Here is a 24,256-nt window from a genome sequence, read left to right as displayed (position 1 = left end):
TAAGTATGGCAACAAATAAAAAACCTGTTGAGGAAGTAACAGAGGTAGCAGCAGCTAAGGCACCTGTTGATCCCTGGAAAGAGAAGGTAACAATCTTCATACCTAGAGCAAACAACGGAGAAGCTAACTACAAGATAGTTGGTGTAAACGGAAGGATGTTCAAGGTACAGAGAGGCATTAACGTAGATGTGCCTGCTCCTGTTGCAGAAGTTCTTCAGCACAGTTTTGAGGCGCAGGAAGAGGCAATACGCTTCATAGACAAGGTAGCCTCTAACTAAGCAGTAAGTACGAGGGAGAGGGCATGATCCTCTCCCTTAATTTTTTAAGGAGAAAACTAATGGCAACTGTAGCACAGACAATCGAACAGTTTAATACTGAGTACCCTAACCAGGTGGATGATGCGCTTAAGGTTACGTGGCTTAGAAAGTGTGAGCAGATGCTCATTAACGAGATCTACATTCAGCATGAGCATGATCTTGAGGATGAGTCAAAGCTCAAGCTCAGTGTGTCTGGCTCAACGCTTGTTATCACGAGAGCGGGTACTTTCGCTGATCATATCTCTAACTTTGATATGGATACAGAGCTGCTTGTGCCAGAGCCCTATGATGATCTGTACCTGCATTACCTTGCTCAGAGGGTTGCATACAATACCAATGACAAGACCAGGTATAACACTGCGGCTACTATGTACAACAATGCCCTCCTTACCTATCAGCAGTATTTCAACAGGACTTACAAGGCGATCACTCCTAGTAAGAAGTTGTTTGACCACAACAATCTGTAAAGGAGGTAGGCTATGTATTTACCTAATATAAGCGAGGAAGGCATTTCAAAAGCGTTTATTGATCAGTGGCTAGGGTATAACCATAACTACAAGGTAGGAGATGGTGAGTTCTTTGACTCAAACAACCTCTCATCTGATCAGTTCCCACTGCTATCTCCCAGGAAGGTGCGTACTAATCTCACTAACCTCACAGAGGAGGGAGACGATCTCCCAGTTATGAGAGGTGTGATCCAGGTAGGTACAGATATCTGGGCACTGTGGGATAAGTACCTGTGGAATATCTCTACAGATATCCAGACAGATATCTCAGACATACTGGATGGAGACTACACATCTGAGCAGACACTGCTTGTCATGGGATCATACCTTTTAATGTTCCCTCTTAAGGCGTACATAAACCTCAACGATCTCACGGATATGGGGCTCATGGAGGCAGAGTTTGAGGCACCAGAGAATATCACAATAACCTATACACCCTGCAGCTTAAGTGGTGCTGCACTGCAAAACCTCACAGTAGCGTCAACCTCTCCCGCAACTCCTGCACATGGAGATTACTGGATCTGCACAGCTACTGACAAGGAAGGACTCTACTGTTGGAATGATTACCAGTCAGAGTGGGAAGCAGTGGCAGTATCTTATATCAAGATCGGCATACCAGGAGCTACCCTCACAGATTACTTTGAGGAGGGAGACGCAGTATTCCTCAACACTAATCTGCCAGATATCAACGAGGGCTCAGTGATCCAGGTACTTGATGATGAGTACATGGTTGTGATTGGATTTATGGATCAAGCCAGTGCCAGTCAGTCAACCTCAAGCTCATGGACGCTTACCGCAAAGAGGAAGCTCCCGCACCTTGATGTAGTATGCTGCGACAAAAACAGAGTATGGGGCTGCCACTATGGATACGATAGCTCCACGCATAAGGTGGTTAATGAGATCTACGCAAGCAAGCTTGGTGATTTCAAAAACTGGTATGTGTATTCTGGACTTTCCACAGACTCCTACGCTCTTACTATTGGAGACATGGGAGAGTTCACAGGAGCGATCTCCTTCCAGGGATACCCTCACTTCTTTAAGGAGGACAAGATCTATAAGATCTATGGCTCATATCCTGCAGAGTATCAGCTTGTGCAGATGGATGCAGAGGGAGTACAGAAGGGATCCGAGAAGTCCTTAGTGGTTATAGGGCAGTACCTGCTTTATAAGGGTGTGTCAGATGTATGCGTGTTTGATGGCTCAAGACCTGTGGCTATATCAATTCCTCTATCGAGAGAGGATATGTTCTATGATGCAGTGGCAGGCGGGTGTCTCAACAAGTACTACGTGATCATGGAGACAACAGCAGGCGCTAAGCGCATGTTTGTGTATGATCTGCAGTATGGCATGTGGGAGAAGGAGGAGCCCATAGCAGCTTTCCAGTTTACCCGCTCAGTAGATGGGCAGTTATATGCTGCCTCAGCCTACAATATCTGGGGCTTAGGTACAAGGAATAACGCAGCCTACGCCAACGAGAGCGCTCTTGATGAGGAATGGGTAGAGTGGTCTGCAGAGACAGGAGAGCTTGGCTATAGCACTCCTAACAAGAAGTACGTCTCTCATATTGCGATACGTGCCTTCATACCTACTAGATCAGAATTTAAGGTAGAGATCTCTTATGATGATAGACCATATGACGAGGTAGGTGTACTGAGGGGCAATAGCGATATTGGATCTCAGACACTGGCTTTCGCTCCATTTAGGTGTGATCACTACCGCATAAGATTTAGCGGGCACGGAGAGTGCAGAGTATATTCTATGTCAACCACAACAGAGTACGGAAGCGAGGAGTGATATGGATTTAAGAATTGAGAAGCCTATGCTTGACAAATCCACGCCAGAGGAAAACCTGGCAGTGGTAGATAGATGGATTGCAGATACTGCAGACAAGCTCAACTATTTTATCGAGCAGGTAAATAGGCAGAAGGGAGATAACAATGGCAAGTGAATACAAGATAGACCACATCAAAGATGAGGGTATTGTGTATCCTTTTGTAGACTCTACCGCAAGGGCAAACGTGCAGACACTGGCTCAGAAGCTTGAGAAGTACAAGGGAGATCTTGGAGCTGATATCTCAGCCGAGGAGACCAGAGCGAAGGCAGCAGAGCTTGCTCTGCAGAACAGTAAAGTTAATACTGCTGCAGGCATGGGCTTGTCGCACAATGACTTTACGGATACATACAAGGGCAAGCTTGACAATCCTGCAGCTATGACAGGAGCCACAGCTCTTACAGATGGCACACAGGGAGATGTACCTGCGCCAGAAGCGGGAGATGAGGGGCTTTTCCTTAGAGGAGATGGCGAGTGGGCAAAACCACAGGATACAACCTATGAGAAGGTTACGCACCTTAAGGATGGTCTCATGTCTAAAGAGGACAAGATCAAGCTTGACGCTATGGACGCAGACACAGACGAGCTATCAGCCTGCAACACTACTTTTGTGGGCAATGTTATTACAGAGACCTTTGGTAATGGAAGGACGAGGGAGACTACCTTCAACAATGACGGAAGTATCACACAGGTGATCACTAAAGCAGACACCGATACCATTACCCTTAACACTGTATTCAACAATGATGGCTCTATCACACGTACTAAGACAGTCACACCAATATCATAAGGAGGGCAGATATGAGTGCAATAACAAGAGAGTTACAGGATAACTCTGGCAATAAAGTTTATCCAGTTACCAAAGCTGCAGCAGTCTATATGCCTAATGGTGTAGATACTGTGGCTAGGATCCTGGGAGATCAGATCGACCAGAATACAACTATCGAGTTCTCAAACGATACAATCACAATGACTTTAGCCTCTGGCAGCACAGTAGTGGTGGTGTTCGGAGAAAACAAGATCACTGAGACAACAACGGATGAGAACGGAGTACAGGTGCAGGTGAAGGTTACTACCTTCAACGAAGATGGCAGCATAACAATAACCATAAACGGAGAAGAAGAGGAGGAAGAGTGATATGGGATTTGCTGATGATTTCTATTATGGTCAGTGCAAGGTAGTAGCAACCTCTACTGCCTCAGCAGACAACGGAAAAGCGGTAACAATTACAAGCTCTGGGGGAAGAACATGGAGCGGCACAATGGCAGGTGGCAAGTGCGAGTTTATGCTTCCACCTAGAGACAAGTACACAGTAGAGCTTGTGAACAGTGGCGTTACGCAGTTCTCAACAGAGATCTACTGCGGCTATGGCGAGTGCAAATATGTAGAGGTAGGCATGGATCCTGCTACTCCTCTTGGCATTAAAGCTATCGTCAATGCAGGACTTGAGGCAAACTTCTTTACTGCAGGAGATGAGATCTATGTTAAGGAAGGAGCCGACAGTGTTAAGTACAGAGTGCTTCATGTTGGCTACAAGACTGGAACATATGGTCACAACGTTATCCTGGGAAGAGACGTATGCTTAGGATCAACCAGACAGATGCAGACAAGCAATACCAATGCAGGCGGCTATGGCGCAACTCTGGTTGCTTCATACTTGGATGGTACTTTCTACGAAGGTCTCGGAGAGGACTGGCAGGATGTAATTTCAGATTACACATTCCAGGCTTCTGTTGGATCTCAGAGTACTAACCTCAAGTCAGAGCAGCACAAGGTATGGCTGCCTCTTGAATACAATATCTTTGGAGCTACATCTTATGCAGCAGGCACAGAGGTAACAACAGGACACGCTGAGCAGTTTGCATACTTTGCTACTGCTGCCAATAGGGTTAAGACAGTCAATAACGCTGCCTCCCTTTGGTGGCTTGCTTCTCCTCGTGTGAGCAACTCCGCTGGCTTCTGCACTGTGGACGCTACAGGTGCTGCGAGCGTCGACAACGCTTCCGATTCGATTGGCGTTCTCCCATGCTTCATGATCGCAGCAGACGCTTAATGGGAGCATAAGCAACACGCAGTATATAGCTGCAATCTATAAAATCTCCTGCCCGCACAGGGCAGGGGGTACTTTAAGGAGACAAAAAAAGTTGAGTGGAGTAAGAACAGAGGACAGGAAAGCAAGCTCTGTAGAGTTTATGAATAGTGCGCATGAGCTAGAGAAGCTCACGATCCAGTTAAGCATGAGAGAGAATGCAATACCAAAGCGGTACAGGTTTATTCTGGGGCAGCCCTTATGTGAAGCTGCACGCACTCTCAACAGATCTATCACCTATGCCAATGCGATATACCCTACCAACAGAAAGGAATACGAGATAAGGCGTTCCTATCAGACTAAGGCTAAGATGGCGTTAAGTGATATGTTTGAGATCATGCGACTTGCCACAGAGCTGCTGCCTATGAAAAACACAGTAGTGAATGAGTGGACGAAGATAGCAAGTATCGAGCAGAAAGCACTACTATCCTGGATGCAATCTGATAAGAGCAGATACAAGGATCTTCCATAGGTTATGGACTGTATTGCCTCCAATTGGTGGCTTGCTTCTCCTAATGTGAGCAACTCCACTAACTTCTGCAATGTGAACACTACAGGAGCTGCGAACAACAACAACGCTTCCAATTCGAATGGCGTTCTCCCATGATTCCGCACAGATAATAATTGAGACCGAGTAATGCCTGGGCTGCTTTGACCGACTGAGCGCAGGCACGAAAGCAACAAGTAGTGCGCAGAAGGAGCCCATAACCTTAGCGATAAGCTTAAATATGATTCCTCATGCACCCTCCTGGACGCTTCTTGCATGGCAGAGGTGGCGCTCTGTTTCATAGGATCGGTGCTATGTATCTGGAAATGCTTTTGATATAGGGGATGAACAGTAAAGAAAGACACGAAGCAAGATACTTAAGGCGCAAGGCTAAGAGGGATCTTGCTAAGCAGAAGAGAAATGAAGGACACACCTTTGATGTGGTGACGAGCCCAGAGAGCCTGCGCAGGGCATTCTACTCTGCGAGGAAGGGTGTAAACTGGAAGGCTTCTGTACAGAGATATGGCGTGAATGTGTTAAGGAATTGCATAGATACCTCTGAGAAAATCAGACAGGGAGAAAATATATCGAAGGGATTCATTGAGTTTGATATATCTGAGCGTGGAAAGAAGCGGCACATAACTTCCGTACACATATCTGAGAGAGTAGTGCAAAAGAGCGTATGCGACAATGGGATAGTGCCTGTTATGGAGAAGAGTCTGATCTATGACAATGGCGCTTCTCAGAAGGGTAAGGGTACTGACTTTGCCAGGGAGAGGCTTAAGAAGCACCTGCGCCAGTTCTACAGGAAGTATGGCACAGATGGCTACATACTTCTGGGAGACTGTCACGATTTCTTTGGGAGCATTGATCACTCCATTGTGAAGAGAAATATGGAGAAGATGATCACAGACCAGAGACTAATAGACCTGGCAATGCAATTCGTGGATCCTTTTCCTAAAGGACTAGGCTTAGGATCACAGGTATGCCAGATCCTTGCGGTGACCTATCAAAACGAGATAGACCATTGTATAAAAGAAGTATGGAGAAAGAAATGGTATGCACGCTACATGGATGATTTCTATGTGATCTGCAGGACGAAGGACGAGGCAAAGGAGCTCCTTGCATATTTCATAGAGAAGTACAGAGAGTATGGCATAGAGCTTAATCTAAGTAAGACACAAATAGTCAAGCTCACTCATGGCTTTGTATGGCTGCAGGATAGAATATACCTGCTGCCCACAGGAAGGATTGTAGATAAGCCTGGAAGATCTTCTCTAGTTAGGAATAGAAGGAAGCTCAAGAAGATAGCAAAGAGAGTTGACAGGGGCGAGATCCCTTTTAATAACGCTCTTACCTTCTACAATTCCCACATAGGGTATTTATCCCATAAAGATGCATACCATGCCATTAAGAATGTAGATAAGCTATTCAATGACTTATTTATAAGGAGGTTTATGTATGAGCAAGTTCGTTATGCTTAACAAGGATGCGGTAGTTATTGATATCGTAGATGTTGTTAAGCCAGTAAGGAAGGCTGCCAATGGCAACACGATCCTCTGCGATCCAGAGATCTGCGAGGGCTATGTTGGCTCTGACAACAGCACTGTATATGCCAAGATGGGAATGCAGTTTCAGCCTTCATTTTATGACATTGCGCAGATGTACATGGTAGATGATGTGCCCGCTCTTGTGACACCACTTACACACAAGTACGATCCAGAGGAAGGCTTTACTCTTAACGAGGATGTGTACCCAGATACTAACCTGGGGCTCACCGAGAAGGAGAGAGATCTTGAGGATATGGTACTTGAGATGAGCGAGATTATTTATGCTTAAGTACATTTTGTTTTGGATACTATTCGGAAAGGAGAGAGAAACTATGATAGCTATGTTATGGGCTCAGAAGATCATGTATGGCAAAAAGACTTTTGCCCAGGTGCCTAGACTCCTCAAGGAGCAGGTAAGAGAGATCCTTATTGAGAGCGGCTGCGAAGAGTTGATAATCGAGGAGGAGTAAGATGGCGTATTCAAAGATCGTACTGCTGTGGGTAAAACGTATCGAGATGGGCGATAAAACTCTTGATGATGTACCCGCACAGCTCAAAGAAAGCGTCATACAGAAGCTGATCGAGGATGGATTCATTACAGAGCCTGTTGATTAAGCAGGAGCAGGTGATCGAGGATCTTGTAGCTCTCAATAAGCAGCTTACTGAGGAATTGGCGCAGTATAAGGAAATTGAGAAAGAGGAGTCACTTGAGCAGTGATTCCTCTTTTTAGGGTGTCCTATATTTCATGAGGGCTTATCGGTAACATAAATATGTAGAAGGTCTTTAGGTTTACGAAGGAGAAAGACAATGAGATTATTCGATATTCAGCTATTCGCAAGTTCAAGCACAAAAGGCGGCTCGACTTCTAATACCACATCTTACTCAGAGGGTGGATCTCATTCTGAGGGAGGATCAAGCTCTGAGGGAGGATCTCATTCTCATACAGAGTCTGACACTCACACAGAAGGCGGCTCACACTCTGAGTCTTGGGGCAAGAGTTGGTGGTCTGGCGAGGTAGAAGAGAATACAAGGCAGCACAGGGATGCATACAACACAGACTATGAGGAAGGGCAGAAGGTAACGGATGCATACAATAGACTGCAGGAAACCTTAGACAATAAGCCTACTTTCCAGTCAAAGTACGAGGGCAGATTAGAAGAGCTCTACAACTCCATCATGGGCAGAGAGAAGTTTAAGTATGACTTCAATGCTGATGAGATGTACAAGATGTATGCGGATAAGTACAAGCAGCAGGGCAAGCAGGCTATGGAGGATACCCTGGGTAAAGCACAGGCTATGAATGGCGGCTATGGATCTTCCTACTCACAGTCTGCAGGGCAGCAGGCATACCAGAATTACCTGCAGGATCTCAATAACATGATCCCTACTCTGCGCAACCAGGCATTTGAGCAGTATCAGTACGAGGGCAACGAGCTTCTCAACAAGTACAACATTACTGCAGATGCATACGATAGAGAGTACGGACACTACAGAAATGATGTGGCAGACTGGCAGGCAGATAGATCCTTTAACTATGGCATGTACTCAGATGAGCGTAACTTTGACTACAACCAGTTTGTCAATGAGCGTGACTTCTGGAATAACGAGTACTGGATGGAAAGGCAGTCTGAGACTTCCAACTTCCAGATCACAGACACCAACTATTGGGAAGATAGCCACACAAGCTCAGATACAGATACATCATTCTGGGAGAACAGCAGCAACTGGAATAATACATCTAACTGGAATAGATCAAACAGCCAGACCAATGCTTCACACTGGAGTAATACCAATAGCGCAGGAAGCGGAGGATCAAGTGCAGCAAGCAAGGCAGCGCAGAGTGCTAACGCCAATGCCTTTGGATCTAGTGGAGCAGGCAGCACAAGCAGCAGCAACCAGAATGGATGGACTGATTGGATGCACAGAGCTCCTCAGAGTACAGATGATAACAAGTATGCACCATACAATATCAGCAGCACAGATGTTACTGCGCAGCATCCAGAGTATGTTGCTAACTATGCAGAGTACCTTAAGTCTCAGAAGAGCTCTACAGATCTTGCTAAGGCAAAGAAAGATCTTAAGGACAATGAAGGCTTAACAGATGCAGAGATCGCAATGATCATGGAAATTGCTAAGGGTAATAAGAGTTGGTATTAAGCGAGGAGATAAAGCATGAGCGTTACATCATTTAAAGATTTCATGAAAACAAGAGCAGCAGGGGCAGCAGGTACTCCTGCTGTCTCTTTATCAGAGGAAGAGGAAGAGAGAAGGAGACGAGAGGAAGAGCAGAGAGCTCAGCAGGAGCAGCTCAAGGCGCTTGAGGATGCGAGAATGGTTCAGAGAGCACAGTCTCTTTACAACTCATATATGGATGAGGCAGAAGGCAGGGAGAAGAATGCGCCAAGTTTTGCCTCATTTATGTTAAATAAAAACGGAGTCACTGAGGAAACTATCAGAAGCGAACAGGCTCAGAAAATGAAAGAGATCAAGAAGCAGCAGGACTACTGGAATGATCTGGAAGCAAGATCTACAGGCTCTGCTACTAAGAGTGAGCTTGCTGCTGCCCAGAAAAACATTGACTCTTTAGGGCTCACGGAGGCGCAGGACAAGGCTATCCATGAGTACATAGAGGGATGGGGATATGATACAAAGACAGGAGCAGGAGCTTCTGAGTTCCTTAAGAGAAGTGGCATTGACTATGATACTTTCGTGAAGGCGGTAGACAACCTCAAGGTAGTAGAGACTGGAAAGGTAGCAACAAGCTCTACTCTCACACCAGAGGAGACTGTTGCTTATTCTCAGCATAAGATCGATACACTCTCTAAGCCAGAGAGGGAGGCACTCAACACTATTGTAGAGACAAAGAAGGCTTATGATGATTACGTGTCATTCTATTTCGGCAACCCTCTTAGCATGTTCCTTCACCAGGATGAGGCAAGATCAGATGAGCAAATCGCTGCAGTTCAGAAGCTTAGAGATCTTGGATGGGATGAGGACAAGATCAACCTGTACGAGGACTACGCACAGTATATTGCCAGTGCGAAGGGCACTGAGGAATTTAATAAGCAGTTCGACATTGATCCTAACAGCTCCACAGGAGCGAAGGTAGGCAAGAGTGCTTTCAATACTATCTATGATCTGTACGAGGCACCCATCAGAGGCGTTATGGCTCTGGGGGATAAGTTCACGTCTCATCCTTCTGGACTGGGCACAGATGTAAATGCCTGGGGCGCAAGAGGACTCAACTCCTCAGAGTATGCTACAGGGCAGGTAGTAAACAATGCTATCACAGATGAGCACCCAGTAGGGCAGAAGGCATACCAGTATGGACTTGCCACAGCAGAAGCAGGAGAGATGGCATTACTCGGTGGATCTGCAGGCTTAGCAGGTGAGGCGTTTACCTTGACTGCATATGGCACACAGGCTTATGCCTCTGGGTATAAGCAGGCAAAGGAGAGGGGTGCAACCAACGAGCAGGCAGAGCTTGTCGGTATTGCACAGGGAAGCGCAGAAGTCCTTACAGAGAAGCTCTCACTTGATCACTTGTGGGGCATGGCTAAGGGCGGCAAGATAGGCAAGAAGCTTGTTGTTGACTGGCTCATGCAGGCAGGCATTGAGGGCAGTGAGGAAGTTGCTTCTGATCTGCTTAACAGATATTCTGACTACCTCATTCTTGGCGAGGATGGAAAGAACGAGCAGACAAAAGTTATCGAGGCATACATGGCACAGGGGCTTTCAAAAGAGGAAGCCACTAAGGCAGCAGAGCTTGACTTCTGGAAGCAGGTATCCCTTGATGGACTGGGCGGCTTTGTATCTGGTGGTATTCTTGGTGCAGGTGGTGTGGCTGTAGGCAACATGAACACCAAAGCTAACCAGGCACTGATCTCTGACTATTACAACTCAGTAGCAAGGAATGTTACAGGCGATACTCAGTACGAGCAGGACATGAAGGCACAGGCTCAGCAGTATGCAGATAACCCTATACGTCTCATGGCAGATACTATTGACGATTCCACAGAAATAGGCAGGCAGCAGAAGGCTGAGGTTATGGGCTATGCAGATAAGTATGCCCAGAATGGCAAGCTCTCTGCACAGGATAACTTTGCACTCAACAGATCTATGGAGATCGCTGAGGAGGCACGTACTCCACAAGAGCAGTACGAGCAGTATCTCAGAGATGTATCCGAGACTCCTAACGAGTTCAAGACTGCAGTAACAGGTACCACTGTACAGGAAGGCAGATCTCGTATGCAGGAGGCTATAAAAAATGGAGACGTAGCAGCCCTATCTGCAGCTTATAATGCAATGAAGAGTTCTACATCATCCGAGGCAAGAAACAACGCAGACGAGGCTCTGAGTGAGTTTTCAGATATGGCTAGAGCATATGGCTTTACAGACCAGGAGCTTGAGAGCGTAAAGACTTCTGCCCAGGATGCATACACCAAAGCTCTCAGAGGAGAGTCCAGAGAGAGCATGGGATATCTTTCCGAGACTGCAGAGAGAGCATTCAAGGAAGGTGAGAAAGCAAGGATCGAAAGCAATAACGCAGTATTCCATGAGAGCAACGAGACCACAGTTAATGCAGTCAACAGCAACGCTGCTATGCAGAAAACTGAGGGTGCTAAGACTGCCTATGTTTCACTGATCAAGGATGGTACTAACCTGCGCCAGTATGATTATGCGTTCAACAAGTACTACAATGCAGGAGCTACAGGAGTATCTTATGAGTCTGCTGCTAAGAATGGTATGGGTAGTATCGTAGAGGCTGCACTTGGCAAGGATACAGTGCAGGCAATGTATGATGCAGGGCGTGCAGACTATGAGGCAGAGATCAAGCAGCAGGCTTCCAATGATCTCGGCAAGAGCCTGGGTGTAAAGAAGGGCACAGGATCCTTCCAGGATGTAAGAAGAGGAAGCAAGGCAGATCTCGACACAAATATCTTTGATCTGGTAGCTAAGGTTACTGGTCTTGATATCGTGCTCACAAACAAAAACAAGAAGGGTGTTAATGGATCCTTCAATGTAAATAAGTCGCTCATAACCATATCAGAGGATCATGCTACTGCCCTCAACCATGAGCTTGCGGAGTTTGCAGAGGTATTCGCAGGAGATGAGTATGGCAAGTTGAGAGATATGGTTGTTAATGCTGCCTCTACTGTTCTGGGATCAGATGGATACCAGTCTGCAATCAATGCATATCAGAGAACATACGAGAAGATAGATGCAAACCAGACTGTACTTGAAAGCTCCAAAGAGTTCACCAATGATATGCTTGTAGCCCTCATGAGTACTAAGCAGGGGCAGAAGGCAATGGCTGACTACATGACTGAGAAGTACGGAGTCAAGGAAGCACAGAGCCTGGGCACAAAGATAAAAGACTTCTTTAAGAAGGCAATAAACTCTATCAAGAGTCTGGTTGATCACTCCGATATGAATAGCTATCAAAAGAAGATGGCTGAGGCTAAGATCGCTGAGAAAGAGCAGATCCTGGATCAGTTCTTTAAGGCACTGGATAAGGCTATTGAGAATTACCAGGGCACTGAGAGCACTGCTGCAGAAGGCGCACAGGAGATAAAATTCTCAAGACACGTGGAAGAGAGCGATTATACTTATGACACTCTGAGAGCAATGGCTCCTATTAAAGTGTATTCTGCTGCAGAATTAGGGCTTAAAGAGCTTGCATTCTCAAAAGATCTTTCTGCTACAGACATAGTAGATACTGCAAAGGAAAACATCAGCAGATACAATAAGGATAATGGTCTGGGTAGCAATATGCTATTTAACAGTGATCTTGGCAAAGTGATCATGACTGGAAGAGATGGAATGAGGCATGGATTGCGTAGAATACACCAGAGTAATGCAAATGCAGTGTCTGCGCTCCCTGCATATTTTGAGAATGCCATTGTGTTTAATGAGGCAGATGGCAATAGGAATGGAGCAGAAAAAGCATATGTTATGTTTGGCGCACTGAAAGAGGGAGACAATCTAAGAATTGTAAGAATGGTGATAAATCATTTTGATAGATTCCTGGCTCTTGATGATGTGCAAGACGCTTTATATGCAATAAAAACTAAAGAAGAGGCTGCAACTAATGTTGCCACTATTCAGAGCCAAAGCTCCTTTAGTAATACCTCTTCTGAGTTAAGTATAACACAACTTATGTATGCAGTCAAAAGCACATTCCCTAACGATTTATCGAAGGATGTAGCCGCTCATTTGGAATACGCTAGGGGAGAGTCAGATCTTGAAGGGCTTAGATATTCTCTTGACGTAGACTCAGAGGGTAACACACTTACCCAGGAGCAGGCAGAGTTCTTTAAGTATTCTAAGGTAAGAGATAAAGAAGGCAGGCTCATGGTTATGCATCATGGTACCAACAGCTATGGCTTTGATGTATTCGATATCAAGAAGGCTAAGAGCTCTGGACTGTATGGCAGAGGCTTCTACTTTGCAGATACTAAGGCTCAGTCAAGCGTATATGGGCAGACCTATAACGTATATCTCAATCTCGTTGAGCCTCTGCAGATCGGCAGCAGGGATATAACAGAAGATCAGCTCCTGGCATTTATCAATGAGATAGCCAATGATGAGGACTATGGCATTGATAACTATGGATACGAGGCAACTCCTCAGTCAGTGCTTGAGAGCCTTAAGGGTAAAGATGATTTCTCGGCACTGCAGGATCTCAACGCTTCCTGCGTAGGAGACTTTGTAGAGACACTTAAGATCTTCAACAGAGTAAATGGCACAAGCTATGATGGTATCATGGCTCAGAGTGAGACAGTAGCCTTCTATCCTAACCAGATCAAGGATGTAGATAATGCTGCACCTACTTCTGCAGATAGTATCAAGTACTCCCTGGATGTAGACGAAGATAGAGTATTCTATGTGCGTGGCACAGAAGTAGTAAAAAATCCTACATCTAAAGAGTATCAGCAGATGAGAGAGGATATCCTGGCAGAGCGTCCGTGGCTCAGAGGAACAGACGAGCCTCTGCTGCGTCATACCTGGGATGAGGAAGGCAACGAATATTACTGGGAGGCAATGGGTGGACTGCATGCGCAGATCGAGCCTGCGATCAACCAGAAGTACAATACCCGCACTTCACAGCAGTGGCAGTGGTGGACGAGAGAAGATAAGGACGATTACCCAGTAGACTATAGCAACAGGTACTCGCTCTCTGTAGATGATGAGGGCTTTAAGGCTATGGAGAAGGCTGCGAAGGATACAGTCAATGTAGACTTTGGTAAAAATCTTATCGCAGTACATAACATGACTGCAGATCAGCTCATGGCAGATATCGGCTTAAATGGTTTCCCTTCACCTTCTGTAGCTATTATCAGAGCAGGTATGGAGCACTCTAAGTACGGAGATGTATCTGTACTCTTTAAGAGAGAGACCATTGATCCTAAGTTCAGTAAAAAGAATAAGGTATATGGAGGAGATGCATGGACTCCTACCTTCCCAAGTATTGAGGTTAAGATCAACTCAGAGAAGGCAGGTGAGCTCTGGAATAAGTTTGATGAGCTTGTACCGAAGGATATCCAGGCTTCACTCTCAAGGGTAGCATTCGATACAGATAATATGTCAGACGCTATCAACAGAATGAATGGCAATCCTGTAGAGGCATACAGGGAGAAGGATGCGCTTAAGTATGCTTTCCTTAAGAGTATCGGAGTCGAGGTAGATCCTGGCACAACAGACGGACAACTTGCTCCAATGACAGAGTGGTACAATGACCAGATCATAGCTGTGGCTGAGAAGATCGGTGAACAGGCATTCAGAGACTTCAACGAGAGCGGATCTCAGTATTTAAAAGATCACCCAGAATTTGAGGAGCAGGTAAGAGCTGCACTCAATGAGCAATTTAGAGAGAAGTATTCCATGAAAAAAAATCCCAAGCTTAGGAAGCTTGCGGAGAAAGATCTCTACGATTCCAATAACTTTGGATTTAGCAAACTGGATCAGATCAGAAAGGGTGTACTCAATTACTATGATGAGGGCATTAAGCAGGTACCAGACTATGCCAAGCTCAGAGATGTAATAGCCGCAGAGATCGAGAGTAGAGAGAAAGAGTACACAGACTGGCTTGATAGCTTCTTTGATGGAATAGTCGAGAAGAGAGGACTGCGCAACGAGAAGGATACGTTTACCTACTCTGGAAACAGAAGATCCTGGGAGGCGCTGCATGATGAGGTTACGCTTGAGAATATCGTGCGCATTATGAATAGCGAGGATGCGAAGGGCGCAGATGGATTCTTTGCACAGTCTGCAATCCAGGCTATTGCTACTAAGGACTTTACAAGCATTGAGGATATCCACGCCAATGAAGCACAGCTCCGTATGATCTCCGAGGAAGAGCACTCAGCTTTGACAGATGATCACTCAAGAAGATTTACAGAGATCATCCACGAGATAGAGGATCCTAACGAGAAGAATGGATTTATTTCCTTTGATCGTGCAGCAGAGGCTATAGCAGATGCAGTAAGATCTGCCAAGACTGTTAAGGGCATTGATAAGGTGCTGCGTGAGTACCGCACTCTCAACATCCAGGAGGACACAGCGCAGAAGATCGTGGATCTCATGCATGATATCGCTGAGCTTCCTACAGGATACTTTGAGGCTAAGCCAAGAAGAGCAGTATGGCTCAATGAGATAGCAAGTGTTATCTTACCAAGCAATTCCTCACAGAAGGTATTTGATGCCCTTGAGGAGAAGGGTATCCAGTACAAGACCTACGAAGCAGGCAATGAGGATCAGAGGACTAAGCTCCTTGAGTCTGAGTCTAAGGATACAGGCGTTAGATTCTCAATGGATATTGACGAGGCATGGGAGTCTCTATTTGATGAGACATTTAATGTAGATGGTGCTTCAATCCTTGAGGAAGGCATGCAGGCTCTTAAGGGGCAGGATGTAGATTATGGCAAGGTAAAGAGAATTGCTATCAAATTGAAGCAGGAGTATGGCTCAACCATTAACACTAAGGCTTTTGCAGATATGATGGAGAAGGCTTTTGCTTACATGCAGACAGGTGATCATGTCAACTATACCGATATGATGAGAGTCATGGAGGAGATAGCTAAGCCTGTACTGGATGAGGCAACTCACACAGTAGGAGATGCAGAGTATAAGTCATTCATAAATGCAATGAAGGGCTACAAGATCAAGCTCAATGATGAGCAGATGGCAGAGGTTAAGAGTGCCCTGGGATCTTATGCAGACTTCAAGAAGGCTATGTATCCTCTGACAATCAGCAACAATGGATCATACCTTGATGGACTCTGGGAAGAGATCTGTGCAAGCACAGGATATCTTCTTGACCAGGATATAGCAGTAGGCAATCAGCCACTTGCCCTCATGGATGTATTGGAGTCCTTGAGACCATCACCTGTAAATAGCTTTGATGGAGACTATGAGGATGTTGCGAAAGATCTTGCAATGAGGATCGTAGAGGAATATCTGGGAGTCCAGGCTGAGGAGTCCGATAATAAGAAGTCCGATAAGCTTAAGGCTAAGCAGGGCGAGTACAGGCAGCAGGTACGTGAGAAAGCCAATGAGAGAGTAGCTAAGGCTAGAGAGCGCATGAATAAGAAGCGCCTTGAGTATCAGCAGAAGGTTAAAGAGAGATATGATCAGCGCCTTGCAGATGTACGCCAGAAGATGAAGGACGAGCTCAAGAAGGGCAGATATGATAACAGAGTCCGTATGATGGAGCAGAGGCAGGACTCCTTAGAGAAGATCGCAGCGCTCAAGGCTAAGAATAAAGAGAGAGCTCAGAGTGCCAGAGAGCAGAGAGCAGCCAGAGAACAGAGAGAGAAGATCTCTAAGAGAGCCCGCACTCTTACTAACTGGATCATGAGCCCTACTGAGCAGCACCATGTACCTACAGACATGATGGAGCCAGTGCTTGAATTCCTCAACGCTCTTGATTTTGTAGAGCCAGAGGTTAAGGTGAACAAAAAGGGAATGTATTATGTGAGAGTATTCAATCACTCCGTAACAGATTCCACAGGCAAGAGACAGATGGTATTTGATACCATTGAGGGCGATAGTAAAGAGGATGTTATCAGACGCTACTACATGGCACTGGGCGCAGGTACAGGATCACAGGCAACCAGGACATGGGTAGATAGAATGAGTTCCATGCAGGAGATCCTGCGCAAGGTTAAGAACAGTGATTCCTTTGAGCACCAGGATATGAATAATCTCATGCAGCAGATTGATGAGACACTGGCAGATGCACTCTCAGATGTGATCACCCGCAACAGAGCGTCACTCACTGTAAATAACATGAGCTCCTCAGATCTTAGAGTGATCAATAATGCACTGCGTAACATCATGCATGCGATCAACCAGGGCAATAAGGCATTCGCTCAGAATGAGGATATTGAGGAGATGGGTGCAGATACCCTGGCAATGGCAAGTGGTATCAAGAACAACAAGACTCATGGCAAGATGTATAACAAGATCACTCAGACCTTGAGACTTGACATGGCTACACCAGAGACTTACTTCACTCTCCTGGGAGAAGGAGGTAAGAAGGTATATAAGGCACTGAGGAAGGGCTTTAATACTAAGGTGGCAGATATCCGCAAGGCACAGGGCTTTATGCAGGAAGTCATGGAAGGTGTCAAGAAAAGGGATCTCAATAATTGGACTGGACTTAAGGCAGATCTCCATAACTTCCATGTAACAGACGGAGAGATCTCTTTAACTACCGCACAGATCATGTCACTGTATGAGCTCAACAAGAGGCAGCAGGCAGTACTCCACTTCAAGGGAGGCGTAGAGGCAGACACTGTTACAAAGAAGATCGGACTGGGCAACAGGGTATTTAATCAGAATGCTACACCAGTACATCTCTCTGAGAGCGAGATCGAGAGTATCATTAACACACTTACTCCTCAGCAGAAGGAGATTGCAGACAAGCTGCAGCAGTACATGGCAGTGGAGTGTGCAAAGGATGGCAACGAAACATCCATGATCATGTATGGCTTTGAGAAGTTCACGGATGAGAATTACTTCCCTATCAGTACAGACAAGAGCTACATTGCTGCAAACAACAGCAACACTTCCAGGGATTCCCTCAATGGTATAGAGAGATCTGGATTCACTAAGCAGCTTGTGCAGAATGCAACTAACCCTATCATTATCAAAGATATCTTTGACGTATTTACTACCCACGTGGCAGATATGGCTACATATCATGGCTTTGCTCCTGCAATGAAGGATGCTACCAGATGGTTTAACTACAAGGTAGTGGATAAGATAGATGAGGATATGGGCAAGTGGAATAGCGTGCAGAAGGCTATCAAGACCATAAGCGGAGAGGGAGGTACAAATTACTTCACTAAGCTTATGCAGGATCTCAATGGCAATGAGAAGTCTCAGTATATCGGCAACTTCACAGACGCACTTATATCCAACTATAAGGCAGCAGCAGTAGGTGCCAATATCAGAGTTATCATTCAGCAGCCAACAGCTTACTTTAGAGCTATGAACACCATAGATCCTCAGTATCTTATCGGTGCTGCAGTATCTCCGATACAGGCTCACAAGATCGGCAATAAGATGAGAGAGGAGTCTGAGATCGCATGGTGGAAGTCACAGGGATACTTTGAGACTTCAATAGGTAAGTCCATGAAGGAGATCATAACAGGACAGTCCACACTGGCAGAGTCGGCAAAGAATATATCAATGGCTCCTGCAGGATGGGCAGATGATCTTACCTGGGGCGTGCTCTATACTGCAGTTACTAAGGAGCAGCAGGCTAAGGCAAGGAAGGAGCATATCTCTAAGGAGGAGCTCAACCAGAGGATCAAAGATCGCTTTGACGAAGTAGTAGATCAGACACAGGTTGTAGACTCCACACTCCACAGATCTCAGTACATGAGATCAAAGGATACTCTTAACAAGCTGCAGACCGCATTCATGGCTGAGCCTACTAAGTCCTACAATATGCTCATGAAGGCTATTGTTGAGGATATGCATAGCGGCAAGGGATTTAAGAGGACTACTAAGGCAGCGTTTGTATTCATGCTCACCAACGTAATTACATCTGCGGCAGCAGCAGTGATAGATGCATTCAGAAAGGATACAGACGATACAGACTGGGGCGAGGTATATGTAGAAGCTCTTAAGGATAACGCCATTGATAACGTCAATCCTTTAAACCTCATCCCTGTACTTAAGGATGCGTCAAACACTCTGTACAATGGAGTAAAGAGTCTTATCACAGGAGAGTCAAACTTCCAGAGCTCATCCTCTAACAGAATGGATACGGATGCGATCAACTCTCTTATTGATGCAGCCACAGAGGTTACTAAGTACATGAGCGGCACCAGTAGGAAAACTCCTTATGGTATGGTAATGACTCTTTCAAGACCATTATCACAGCTTACAGGTATTCCTGCTTACAACCTCGCAAGAGATGCAATGTCAATCTACAATGCATTCATGCCAGACCTTAAGAAAACTCTTGATGGGAATAAGTACTCTGCTATCTACAATGCGATCAAGGCAGATAAGAGTGTTGAAGAGATCCAGGCTCTTGTAGATAAGGCAATGGATGAGGATGGAGTTATCAAGGATGTGCAGTCGGGCATAACCTCAAGGTATAAGTCAGATTACTACGAGCTCTATAACTCCGAGGAAGAGGGAGACAGAGAGAAGGCTATTGCTCTGGGAGAGCTTGCAGCTAAGGGCTTCCTTGCAACAGGTATGAGTGAGGAAGAGACAGAGGCGCTCCTGGCAGACTGGCAGTATAAGGATCCTGCTTACAATCTCCTGGATGATGCAGTCGAGTCTGGGGAAGGTATAGAGGATGCAGTCAAGCTCCTCATGGAAACCAAAGAGCCAGATAAGATGATCGAGCACTTAGTTAAGGGTTACGGATCCACGATCAAGTACAACAGAGACAATGACATTGACAGTGTAATAGAGGGCAATGTCAACAAGGCTCTGAATGCTATAGAGAAGGGCACTAACTATGACAGTGCAGCTAAGGCTCTTGAGGAGAAGGCGGCAGCCTCTGCAGCAAAGAAGCAACTGCAGGAGGAGAAGAAAGAGCTTAAGCAGAACACCTACGATATCTTAGAGTCTGGCAAGGGTGATTACAAGCAAGCAGTCAATGAGTGGGCAGTAAAACTCATGGGAGATGATACAAGCGTAGAGTCTCAGAAGGATGCAGCAAGCACAATCAAGTCCTCACTCACTACTGATTATACGAAACCTCTTGTAAAAGCGTACAAAAATGGAGACTATAGCGCACAGCAGATGCTCATAAGGGTAGCCACAATCAAGGCGTACATAGATGAGCAGGTTGGTACTAAGATCGCCAAGAAGTATGGAGGAGACTACTACCAGTATGAGCTTGACCAGATCATAGATCTCATGGATGAGTACGATCAAAAACCCTGGTAAGTAAGAAGAGGGTGCTCTATAAAGGGCACTCTCTTTTTAATATGATGAGTATATGGAGGTAAAAACACATGAAGCTTACTTATGATATGGTCGTGGACTTTGCCAGACCTAATAAATCAAACACAATCATTGTAAGTGAGGGAGACGTAAATAGCAGAGTCTGCCACTTTACCCTGCTTGCAAATAAAACACCTATGGAAATGCTCACAGTTACTGCTGCCCTGGTGCGTGCAGTAAAGCAGGATGGTACAGTGATCTTTGGTGACGCTACAATCTTGCAGGATGAGGACGAGCATTATATCAATGAGATAGAGTACACGATCCCTGCAGCAATGATGGATGAGTCTGGGAATATCACCATGACAGTTACACTCCTGGGATCAGACAATACTCAGATCACTTCCTTTGAGTTCTACCTTAAGGTAAGGAATGCCCTCTATAACGAGGATGATCTTGTGTCTGAGTCAGATCTCTCTGGATTCAGAGATCTTCTTAACAGAGCTCTTATAGCTATCCAGAAGATAGAGGTAATGTCAGAGAATACTGCATTGCCTAACCCTTACCCGCTCAACCTCAACATTGAAGGAGAGGAAACAGCCTATACAGGAAGTGAGCAGGTAGATATAACTCTTGAGGATATGGCATATATCTCTGGTGCCACAGATCCAGAGGACAGTATAGATGAGAGTGCGGCAGCAGCCGCAGCAGCTTCTGCACTGGCAGCAGCAACCTCCGAGTATAACGCAGGCTTATCTGAGGATGCAGCAGGTGACTCTGCAACTGCAGCAGCAGGAAGTGCACAGGATGCACTGAATGCAAAAACAGCAGCAGAGACTGCAAGAGGGCAAGCACAGGGCTATGCTACACAGGCTCAGCAGCAGATCAGTAAGCTTAACCTTCCTACTACCGCAGGTACATATAGCCTCAAGGTAACAGTTACAGGTGGCGTAGTTGCTTATAGTTGGGAGTAAGGAGGAGAGATATGGCATTCACACCAATGGAGATTATGGCTTTCATTGTTGGGGTATGTGGTTTCACCCTCACAGTCCTAAACATTATCGACAAGCAGAATACTCTCAAAGGCAAGGCGGCAGAGCCCTTCAATACTCTTAAGAGCAGGGTTGATGCGCATGACGTAGAGATTACGGATATCAAGATGGCTCTTAAGCAGGGCAATGATAGGTTTAGGGAGCAGGACGATACCAACGAGGTACTCATACATTCAGTGCTCGCACTTGTAGAGTTTGAGATACAGTATTGCCTGGTCGAGCATAAAGAGATGAGTAAAAGCTTAGAGAAAGCTAAGGAAGATCTTAACAGTTACCTATCAAAAAGATAGGAGGCACGTATGAGCAGTATTAAAAAGAAGTATGAGACTTTCCCTACATATACTAAAAAAGCAGTTAAGGCACTCCTGGTTGTGGGAGTGATCAGCGCAGAGATTCCTTTTGTGCTGTCTGCATTCGGTAGGGATCCAGTGGCAGAGCTTGGCATTGCCTGGATCACTGAGATAGTCGCAGTGATCTTAGGATATATGTGTAAAGCATACTTTGAAAAGAAGCAGGAAAAGAAACAGAAACTTGCAGATTATGAGGCAGGAATGCCAGAGGAGGAATAATGAACGAAGTAACATTTAACATCTTAAAGATTGTGGTATCTGTGGTGTCTGCACTTGTGGCAGTTTATCTGATTCCTTTTATCAAGGCAAAGACTGCAGATGTAAAGTACCAGAAGCTTCTTGATATGGTAGAGGTTGCGGTAAGAGCAGCAGAGCAGACTATTAAAGGGAGCGGGCAAGGAGCTGCCAAGAAGGAAGAAGTTATAAAATTTGTCACGGACTGGATGATGGAGCATGGTGTAACTATTACTTATGATCAGTTGGAACAGCTCATTGAGGCAGCAGTATTTAATATGAAGAGGGAATAAAATGGGAGAAGTACTAGGTATAGATGTATCTCATCATAACGGAGAGATCAACTGGGAGTATGTGGCTGCAAACAATAAGAAGTTTGCAATCCTTAAGTGCCAGTATGAGGCACAGTCTCACAGGATTGATGAGTACTTTGAGTATAACTATAACGAGGCGGGCAAGTATGGAATTGCCAGGGGCGTATATATTTATATCGCCAGGGCTTCTATGGCTGATCCAGTAGCAGATGCAGAGTCACTCCTTAAGCACCTTAAGGGAAGGAAGCTTGAGTATGGTATCTGGCTTGATCTTGAGGATAAGACAGTAGAGGCTAAGGGCAAGGCATACATAAGAGATCTTGCAAATATCTATGCTGATATCTTTATCAAGGCAGGATACTTTGTAGGTATCTACTGCAACAGAGACTGGTACATAAGACTGATCCATGATGATCTTAAGAGATCTTTCGACTTCTGGATCGCCAGGTATCCTAAGAATGATACAGGCATGTATAACCCAACATCAAGCCTCAAGCCGAGTGCAAGCATTGCGGTAGCATGGCAGTACTCAAGCAAGGGTAATGTCTCTGGTGTGAAAACAAAGTGCGATCTCAATGTGGACTTTGACGGAGTAGTGAGTCTGATCGCACAGACTCCTATTAAGAAGAGCGTGGATGAGGTAGCCCAGGAAGTGTTAGATGGCAAGTGGGGCACTGCTAAGACTAACCCTACAAGAAAGAAGCTGCTCACTCTGGCAGGCTATGACTACGCAGAAGTGCAGAGGAAAGTAAACGAGATTATTAATAAGAAGAGTTAAAATACTTCTGGTGCACACGATAATGCACACGGATAAAAACAATAGCGGAGAATAGCGGATTGCAACCCATAAGAGAGATTGTTCAAATCCCGCTTTCTCCGTTGATCAAGAAGATGGCTTTTAGCCATCTTTTTTTGTGTCCAAATTCAAAAAGTGCCTATTTACATATTGATAAAAGTATAGATAAGTGACATTGTATTTATTAGCGCCTTACATGATGACCTGTAATGCTGGGCGAAATAAAGCATGCTTGGAGAATGATATGACGGGAAAAGAGTTTGTACAGCTGGTTAAACAGGACAAAGATGAAGTAATGGACATCTATTTTTCTGATGAGGAAACAGAAGTGGGACTTATTATAGAAAGGCTTGTAGAAGATGGTGCTTCTATAGAAGATATTCGTAGCCTGGTTAATACCATAATGAATGAAAGCTGCTATAGAATGCTTCTTGCAATAGAAGGTGAAGCATCACTTGGAAGCGTTCAGCAGTCATACAGGCTATACGATGAAGATGGTAATGAACTGACAGGATCAGGAGAGATAGAGACAGAGGCCTTTGATTCATTTATAGAATAAGCGGAAGAGAAGAGCTGGGGATTGATTATGAAGACAGTCCTCAGCTTTTTCTATATATAAGAGTAAACGATATAGTTTTAAAAAGAAATATGAGTGTTTTGTATATATGATTGGCACAAAAAGGGGAAAAATGCATGCGTAATTGCGCAAATCCAGTAACGATGCGCAGTTACACCACTACAAGTGGTTGGCTTTAAGGGTGAAAACACCAATATATAGTGGTCGGAAAATTTCTTGAAAATTTATAAAAAAAGGTGTTGCATTTGGGTACCCCCTTTGCTATAATAACTTTTGCCCGCTTGAGAGAGCGGACGGAAATCGCAGAAACAAGCGGTTCCTGAATAAAGAGTTTTGAAAAACAAAAAAACTTTTCAAAAAGTTGTTGACAAAGATTCAAAGCTGTGATATTCTAAATGAGTTGCGGCTGAGAGCTACAACAACAAAGCACATTGACAAATAAACAGTAATGCAACCCTGAAAAATTCCAAGAGAATTTATTCAGAACAAATTAGTAAATAACGGACAGAACAAAAAGCCAAGCTTTAGTTCTGGTCAGATCAAACTTTTTAACGTGAGAGTTCGATCCTGGCTCAGGATGAACGCTGGCGGCGTGCCTAACACATGCAAGTCGAACGGAGATTTAACGCTGATGAGGCTTCGGCGGATTCTTGTTAAATCTTAGTGGCGGACGGGTGAGTAACGCGTGGGCAACCTGCCTCATACTGGGGGATAACAGTTGGAAACGGCTGTT

22 protein-coding genes and 1 rRNA gene are annotated in these 24,256 nt (G+C 45.2%); all 23 read left to right on the top strand.

Annotated features, from left to right (window positions below):
- The first annotated feature begins 5 nt into the window (after positions 1–5).
- The gene (locus T541_RS18660) at positions 6–278 is read left to right on the top strand and encodes a hypothetical protein (protein WP_034465901.1); all 273 of its coding nucleotides are present in this window, start codon (positions 6–8) and stop codon (positions 276–278) included.
- Positions 279–337: 59 nt separating this feature from the next.
- Positions 338–784, top strand: a complete 447-nt coding sequence (locus T541_RS0103225; RefSeq protein WP_026651330.1) for a hypothetical protein — start codon at positions 338–340, stop codon at positions 782–784.
- A gap of 12 nt (positions 785–796) precedes the next feature.
- On the top strand, positions 797–2,617 hold the full coding sequence (locus T541_RS0103220) for a hypothetical protein (RefSeq protein ID WP_026651329.1): 1,821 nt from the start codon (positions 797–799) through the stop codon (positions 2,615–2,617).
- A gap of 1 nt (position 2,618) precedes the next feature.
- Complete coding sequence (locus T541_RS21320) at positions 2,619–2,771, top strand: hypothetical protein (protein WP_155839453.1); 153 nt, start codon at positions 2,619–2,621, stop codon at positions 2,769–2,771.
- Positions 2,761–3,444, top strand: a complete 684-nt coding sequence (locus T541_RS0103210; RefSeq protein WP_026651328.1) for a hypothetical protein — start codon at positions 2,761–2,763, stop codon at positions 3,442–3,444. The genes T541_RS21320 and T541_RS0103210 overlap by 11 nt, the downstream gene beginning before the upstream one ends.
- Positions 3,445–3,455: 11 nt before the next feature.
- Positions 3,456–3,791, top strand: coding sequence for a hypothetical protein (locus T541_RS0103205; RefSeq protein WP_026651327.1), 336 nt, complete (start codon positions 3,456–3,458; stop codon positions 3,789–3,791).
- A 1-nt stretch (position 3,792) separates the two neighbouring features.
- Positions 3,793–4,707 (top strand): DUF6273 domain-containing protein, encoded by a 915-nt coding sequence (locus T541_RS0103200; RefSeq protein WP_026651326.1) that lies wholly within the window; start codon positions 3,793–3,795, stop codon positions 4,705–4,707.
- Positions 4,708–4,798: 91 nt separating this feature from the next.
- Entirely contained in the window at positions 4,799–5,215 is a 417-nt protein-coding gene (locus T541_RS0103195; protein ID WP_026651325.1) for a hypothetical protein, read from the top strand.
- A 3-nt stretch (positions 5,216–5,218) separates the two neighbouring features.
- Positions 5,219–5,350 carry a DUF6273 domain-containing protein gene (locus tag T541_RS22170; RefSeq protein ID WP_420314798.1) on the top strand — a complete coding sequence of 44 codons (132 nt, stop codon included), beginning with the start codon at positions 5,219–5,221 and terminating at the stop codon, positions 5,348–5,350.
- Between the two features lie 224 nt (positions 5,351–5,574).
- Positions 5,575–6,714: an RNA-directed DNA polymerase gene (locus T541_RS0103190; protein ID WP_051538064.1), complete on the top strand. Its 1,140-nt coding sequence runs from the start codon at positions 5,575–5,577 to the stop codon at positions 6,712–6,714.
- Positions 6,692–7,069, top strand: coding sequence for a hypothetical protein (locus T541_RS0103185; protein WP_026651323.1), 378 nt, complete (start codon positions 6,692–6,694; stop codon positions 7,067–7,069). The genes T541_RS0103190 and T541_RS0103185 overlap by 23 nt, the downstream gene beginning before the upstream one ends.
- 43 nt (positions 7,070–7,112) lie before the next feature.
- Positions 7,113–7,250, top strand: coding sequence for a hypothetical protein (locus T541_RS0103180; RefSeq protein ID WP_330375708.1), 138 nt, complete (start codon positions 7,113–7,115; stop codon positions 7,248–7,250).
- Position 7,251: 1 nt separating this feature from the next.
- Entirely contained in the window at positions 7,252–7,395 is a 144-nt protein-coding gene (locus T541_RS21315) for a hypothetical protein (protein ID WP_155839452.1), read from the top strand.
- Positions 7,367–7,498 carry a hypothetical protein gene (locus T541_RS21975; RefSeq protein ID WP_278247044.1) on the top strand — a complete coding sequence of 44 codons (132 nt, stop codon included), beginning with the start codon at positions 7,367–7,369 and terminating at the stop codon, positions 7,496–7,498. The genes T541_RS21315 and T541_RS21975 overlap by 29 nt, the downstream gene beginning before the upstream one ends.
- A gap of 90 nt (positions 7,499–7,588) precedes the next feature.
- Positions 7,589–8,938 carry a hypothetical protein gene (locus T541_RS0103165; RefSeq protein ID WP_026651321.1) on the top strand — a complete coding sequence of 450 codons (1,350 nt, stop codon included), beginning with the start codon at positions 7,589–7,591 and terminating at the stop codon, positions 8,936–8,938.
- Positions 8,939–8,953: 15 nt separating this feature from the next.
- Positions 8,954–20,203: a hypothetical protein gene (locus tag T541_RS0103160; protein ID WP_026651320.1), complete on the top strand. Its 11,250-nt coding sequence runs from the start codon at positions 8,954–8,956 to the stop codon at positions 20,201–20,203.
- A 68-nt stretch (positions 20,204–20,271) separates the two neighbouring features.
- Positions 20,272–21,174 (top strand): BppU family phage baseplate upper protein, encoded by a 903-nt coding sequence (locus tag T541_RS0103155; RefSeq protein WP_026651319.1) that lies wholly within the window; start codon positions 20,272–20,274, stop codon positions 21,172–21,174.
- Positions 21,175–21,185: 11 nt separating this feature from the next.
- Positions 21,186–21,542, top strand: coding sequence for a hypothetical protein (locus T541_RS0103150; protein WP_026651318.1), 357 nt, complete (start codon positions 21,186–21,188; stop codon positions 21,540–21,542).
- A 9-nt stretch (positions 21,543–21,551) separates the two neighbouring features.
- Positions 21,552–21,821 (top strand): hypothetical protein, encoded by a 270-nt coding sequence (locus tag T541_RS0103145; RefSeq protein ID WP_026651317.1) that lies wholly within the window; start codon positions 21,552–21,554, stop codon positions 21,819–21,821.
- The gene (locus T541_RS18655) at positions 21,821–22,129 is read left to right on the top strand and encodes a phage holin (RefSeq protein WP_034465896.1); all 309 of its coding nucleotides are present in this window, start codon (positions 21,821–21,823) and stop codon (positions 22,127–22,129) included. Before T541_RS0103145 ends, T541_RS18655 begins: the two co-directional genes overlap by 1 nt.
- 1 nt (position 22,130) lies before the next feature.
- A complete protein-coding gene (locus T541_RS18650) occupies positions 22,131–22,928 on the top strand; it encodes a GH25 family lysozyme (protein WP_051538063.1) in 798 nt (265 codons plus the stop codon).
- A gap of 262 nt (positions 22,929–23,190) precedes the next feature.
- Positions 23,191–23,505 (top strand): hypothetical protein, encoded by a 315-nt coding sequence (locus T541_RS0103130; protein WP_026651316.1) that lies wholly within the window; start codon positions 23,191–23,193, stop codon positions 23,503–23,505.
- Between the two features lie 567 nt (positions 23,506–24,072).
- Positions 24,073–24,256: ribosomal RNA gene (locus tag T541_RS0103125) — 16S ribosomal RNA — on the top strand; the annotation flags it as partial.

The sequence above is a fragment of the Butyrivibrio proteoclasticus P6B7 genome, assembly GCF_000622085.1.
Taxonomy (GTDB): domain Bacteria; phylum Bacillota; class Clostridia; order Lachnospirales; family Lachnospiraceae; genus Butyrivibrio; species Butyrivibrio proteoclasticus_A.
Note: the sequence above shows the minus strand (reverse complement) of the source record. Positions and strands in the feature narration are given on the sequence as shown.

What these genes read in the sequence shown, in the direction of transcription:
- T541_RS0103145 (WP_026651317.1), top strand. Translation starts at nt 21,552, where the DNA reads ATGAGCAGTATTAAAAAGAAGTATGAGACTTTCCCTACATATACTAAA.
- T541_RS0103220 (WP_026651329.1), top strand. Translation starts at nt 797, where the DNA reads ATGTATTTACCTAATATAAGCGAGGAAGGCATTTCAAAAGCGTTTATT.
- T541_RS0103185 (WP_026651323.1), top strand. Translation starts at nt 6,692, where the DNA reads ATGAGCAAGTTCGTTATGCTTAACAAGGATGCGGTAGTTATTGATATC.
- T541_RS0103165 (WP_026651321.1), top strand. Translation starts at nt 7,589, where the DNA reads ATGAGATTATTCGATATTCAGCTATTCGCAAGTTCAAGCACAAAAGGC.
- T541_RS0103130 (WP_026651316.1), top strand. Translation starts at nt 23,191, where the DNA reads ATGACGGGAAAAGAGTTTGTACAGCTGGTTAAACAGGACAAAGATGAA.
- T541_RS0103155 (WP_026651319.1), top strand. Translation starts at nt 20,272, where the DNA reads ATGAAGCTTACTTATGATATGGTCGTGGACTTTGCCAGACCTAATAAA.
- T541_RS0103200 (WP_026651326.1), top strand. Translation starts at nt 3,793, where the DNA reads ATGGGATTTGCTGATGATTTCTATTATGGTCAGTGCAAGGTAGTAGCA.
- T541_RS0103190 (WP_051538064.1), top strand. Translation starts at nt 5,575, where the DNA reads ATGAACAGTAAAGAAAGACACGAAGCAAGATACTTAAGGCGCAAGGCT.
- T541_RS22170 (WP_420314798.1), top strand. Translation starts at nt 5,219, where the DNA reads ATGGACTGTATTGCCTCCAATTGGTGGCTTGCTTCTCCTAATGTGAGC.
- T541_RS21315 (WP_155839452.1), top strand. Translation starts at nt 7,252, where the DNA reads ATGGCGTATTCAAAGATCGTACTGCTGTGGGTAAAACGTATCGAGATG.
- T541_RS21320 (WP_155839453.1), top strand. Translation starts at nt 2,619, where the DNA reads ATGGATTTAAGAATTGAGAAGCCTATGCTTGACAAATCCACGCCAGAG.
- T541_RS0103210 (WP_026651328.1), top strand. Translation starts at nt 2,761, where the DNA reads ATGGCAAGTGAATACAAGATAGACCACATCAAAGATGAGGGTATTGTG.
- T541_RS0103150 (WP_026651318.1), top strand. Translation starts at nt 21,186, where the DNA reads ATGGCATTCACACCAATGGAGATTATGGCTTTCATTGTTGGGGTATGT.
- T541_RS0103205 (WP_026651327.1), top strand. Translation starts at nt 3,456, where the DNA reads ATGAGTGCAATAACAAGAGAGTTACAGGATAACTCTGGCAATAAAGTT.
- T541_RS18660 (WP_034465901.1), top strand. Translation starts at nt 6, where the DNA reads ATGGCAACAAATAAAAAACCTGTTGAGGAAGTAACAGAGGTAGCAGCA.
- T541_RS18650 (WP_051538063.1), top strand. Translation starts at nt 22,131, where the DNA reads ATGGGAGAAGTACTAGGTATAGATGTATCTCATCATAACGGAGAGATC.
- T541_RS21975 (WP_278247044.1), top strand. Translation starts at nt 7,367, where the DNA reads ATGGATTCATTACAGAGCCTGTTGATTAAGCAGGAGCAGGTGATCGAG.
- T541_RS18655 (WP_034465896.1), top strand. Translation starts at nt 21,821, where the DNA reads ATGAACGAAGTAACATTTAACATCTTAAAGATTGTGGTATCTGTGGTG.
- T541_RS0103180 (WP_330375708.1), top strand. Translation starts at nt 7,113, where the DNA reads ATGATAGCTATGTTATGGGCTCAGAAGATCATGTATGGCAAAAAGACT.
- T541_RS0103160 (WP_026651320.1), top strand. Translation starts at nt 8,954, where the DNA reads ATGAGCGTTACATCATTTAAAGATTTCATGAAAACAAGAGCAGCAGGG.
- T541_RS0103225 (WP_026651330.1), top strand. Translation starts at nt 338, where the DNA reads ATGGCAACTGTAGCACAGACAATCGAACAGTTTAATACTGAGTACCCT.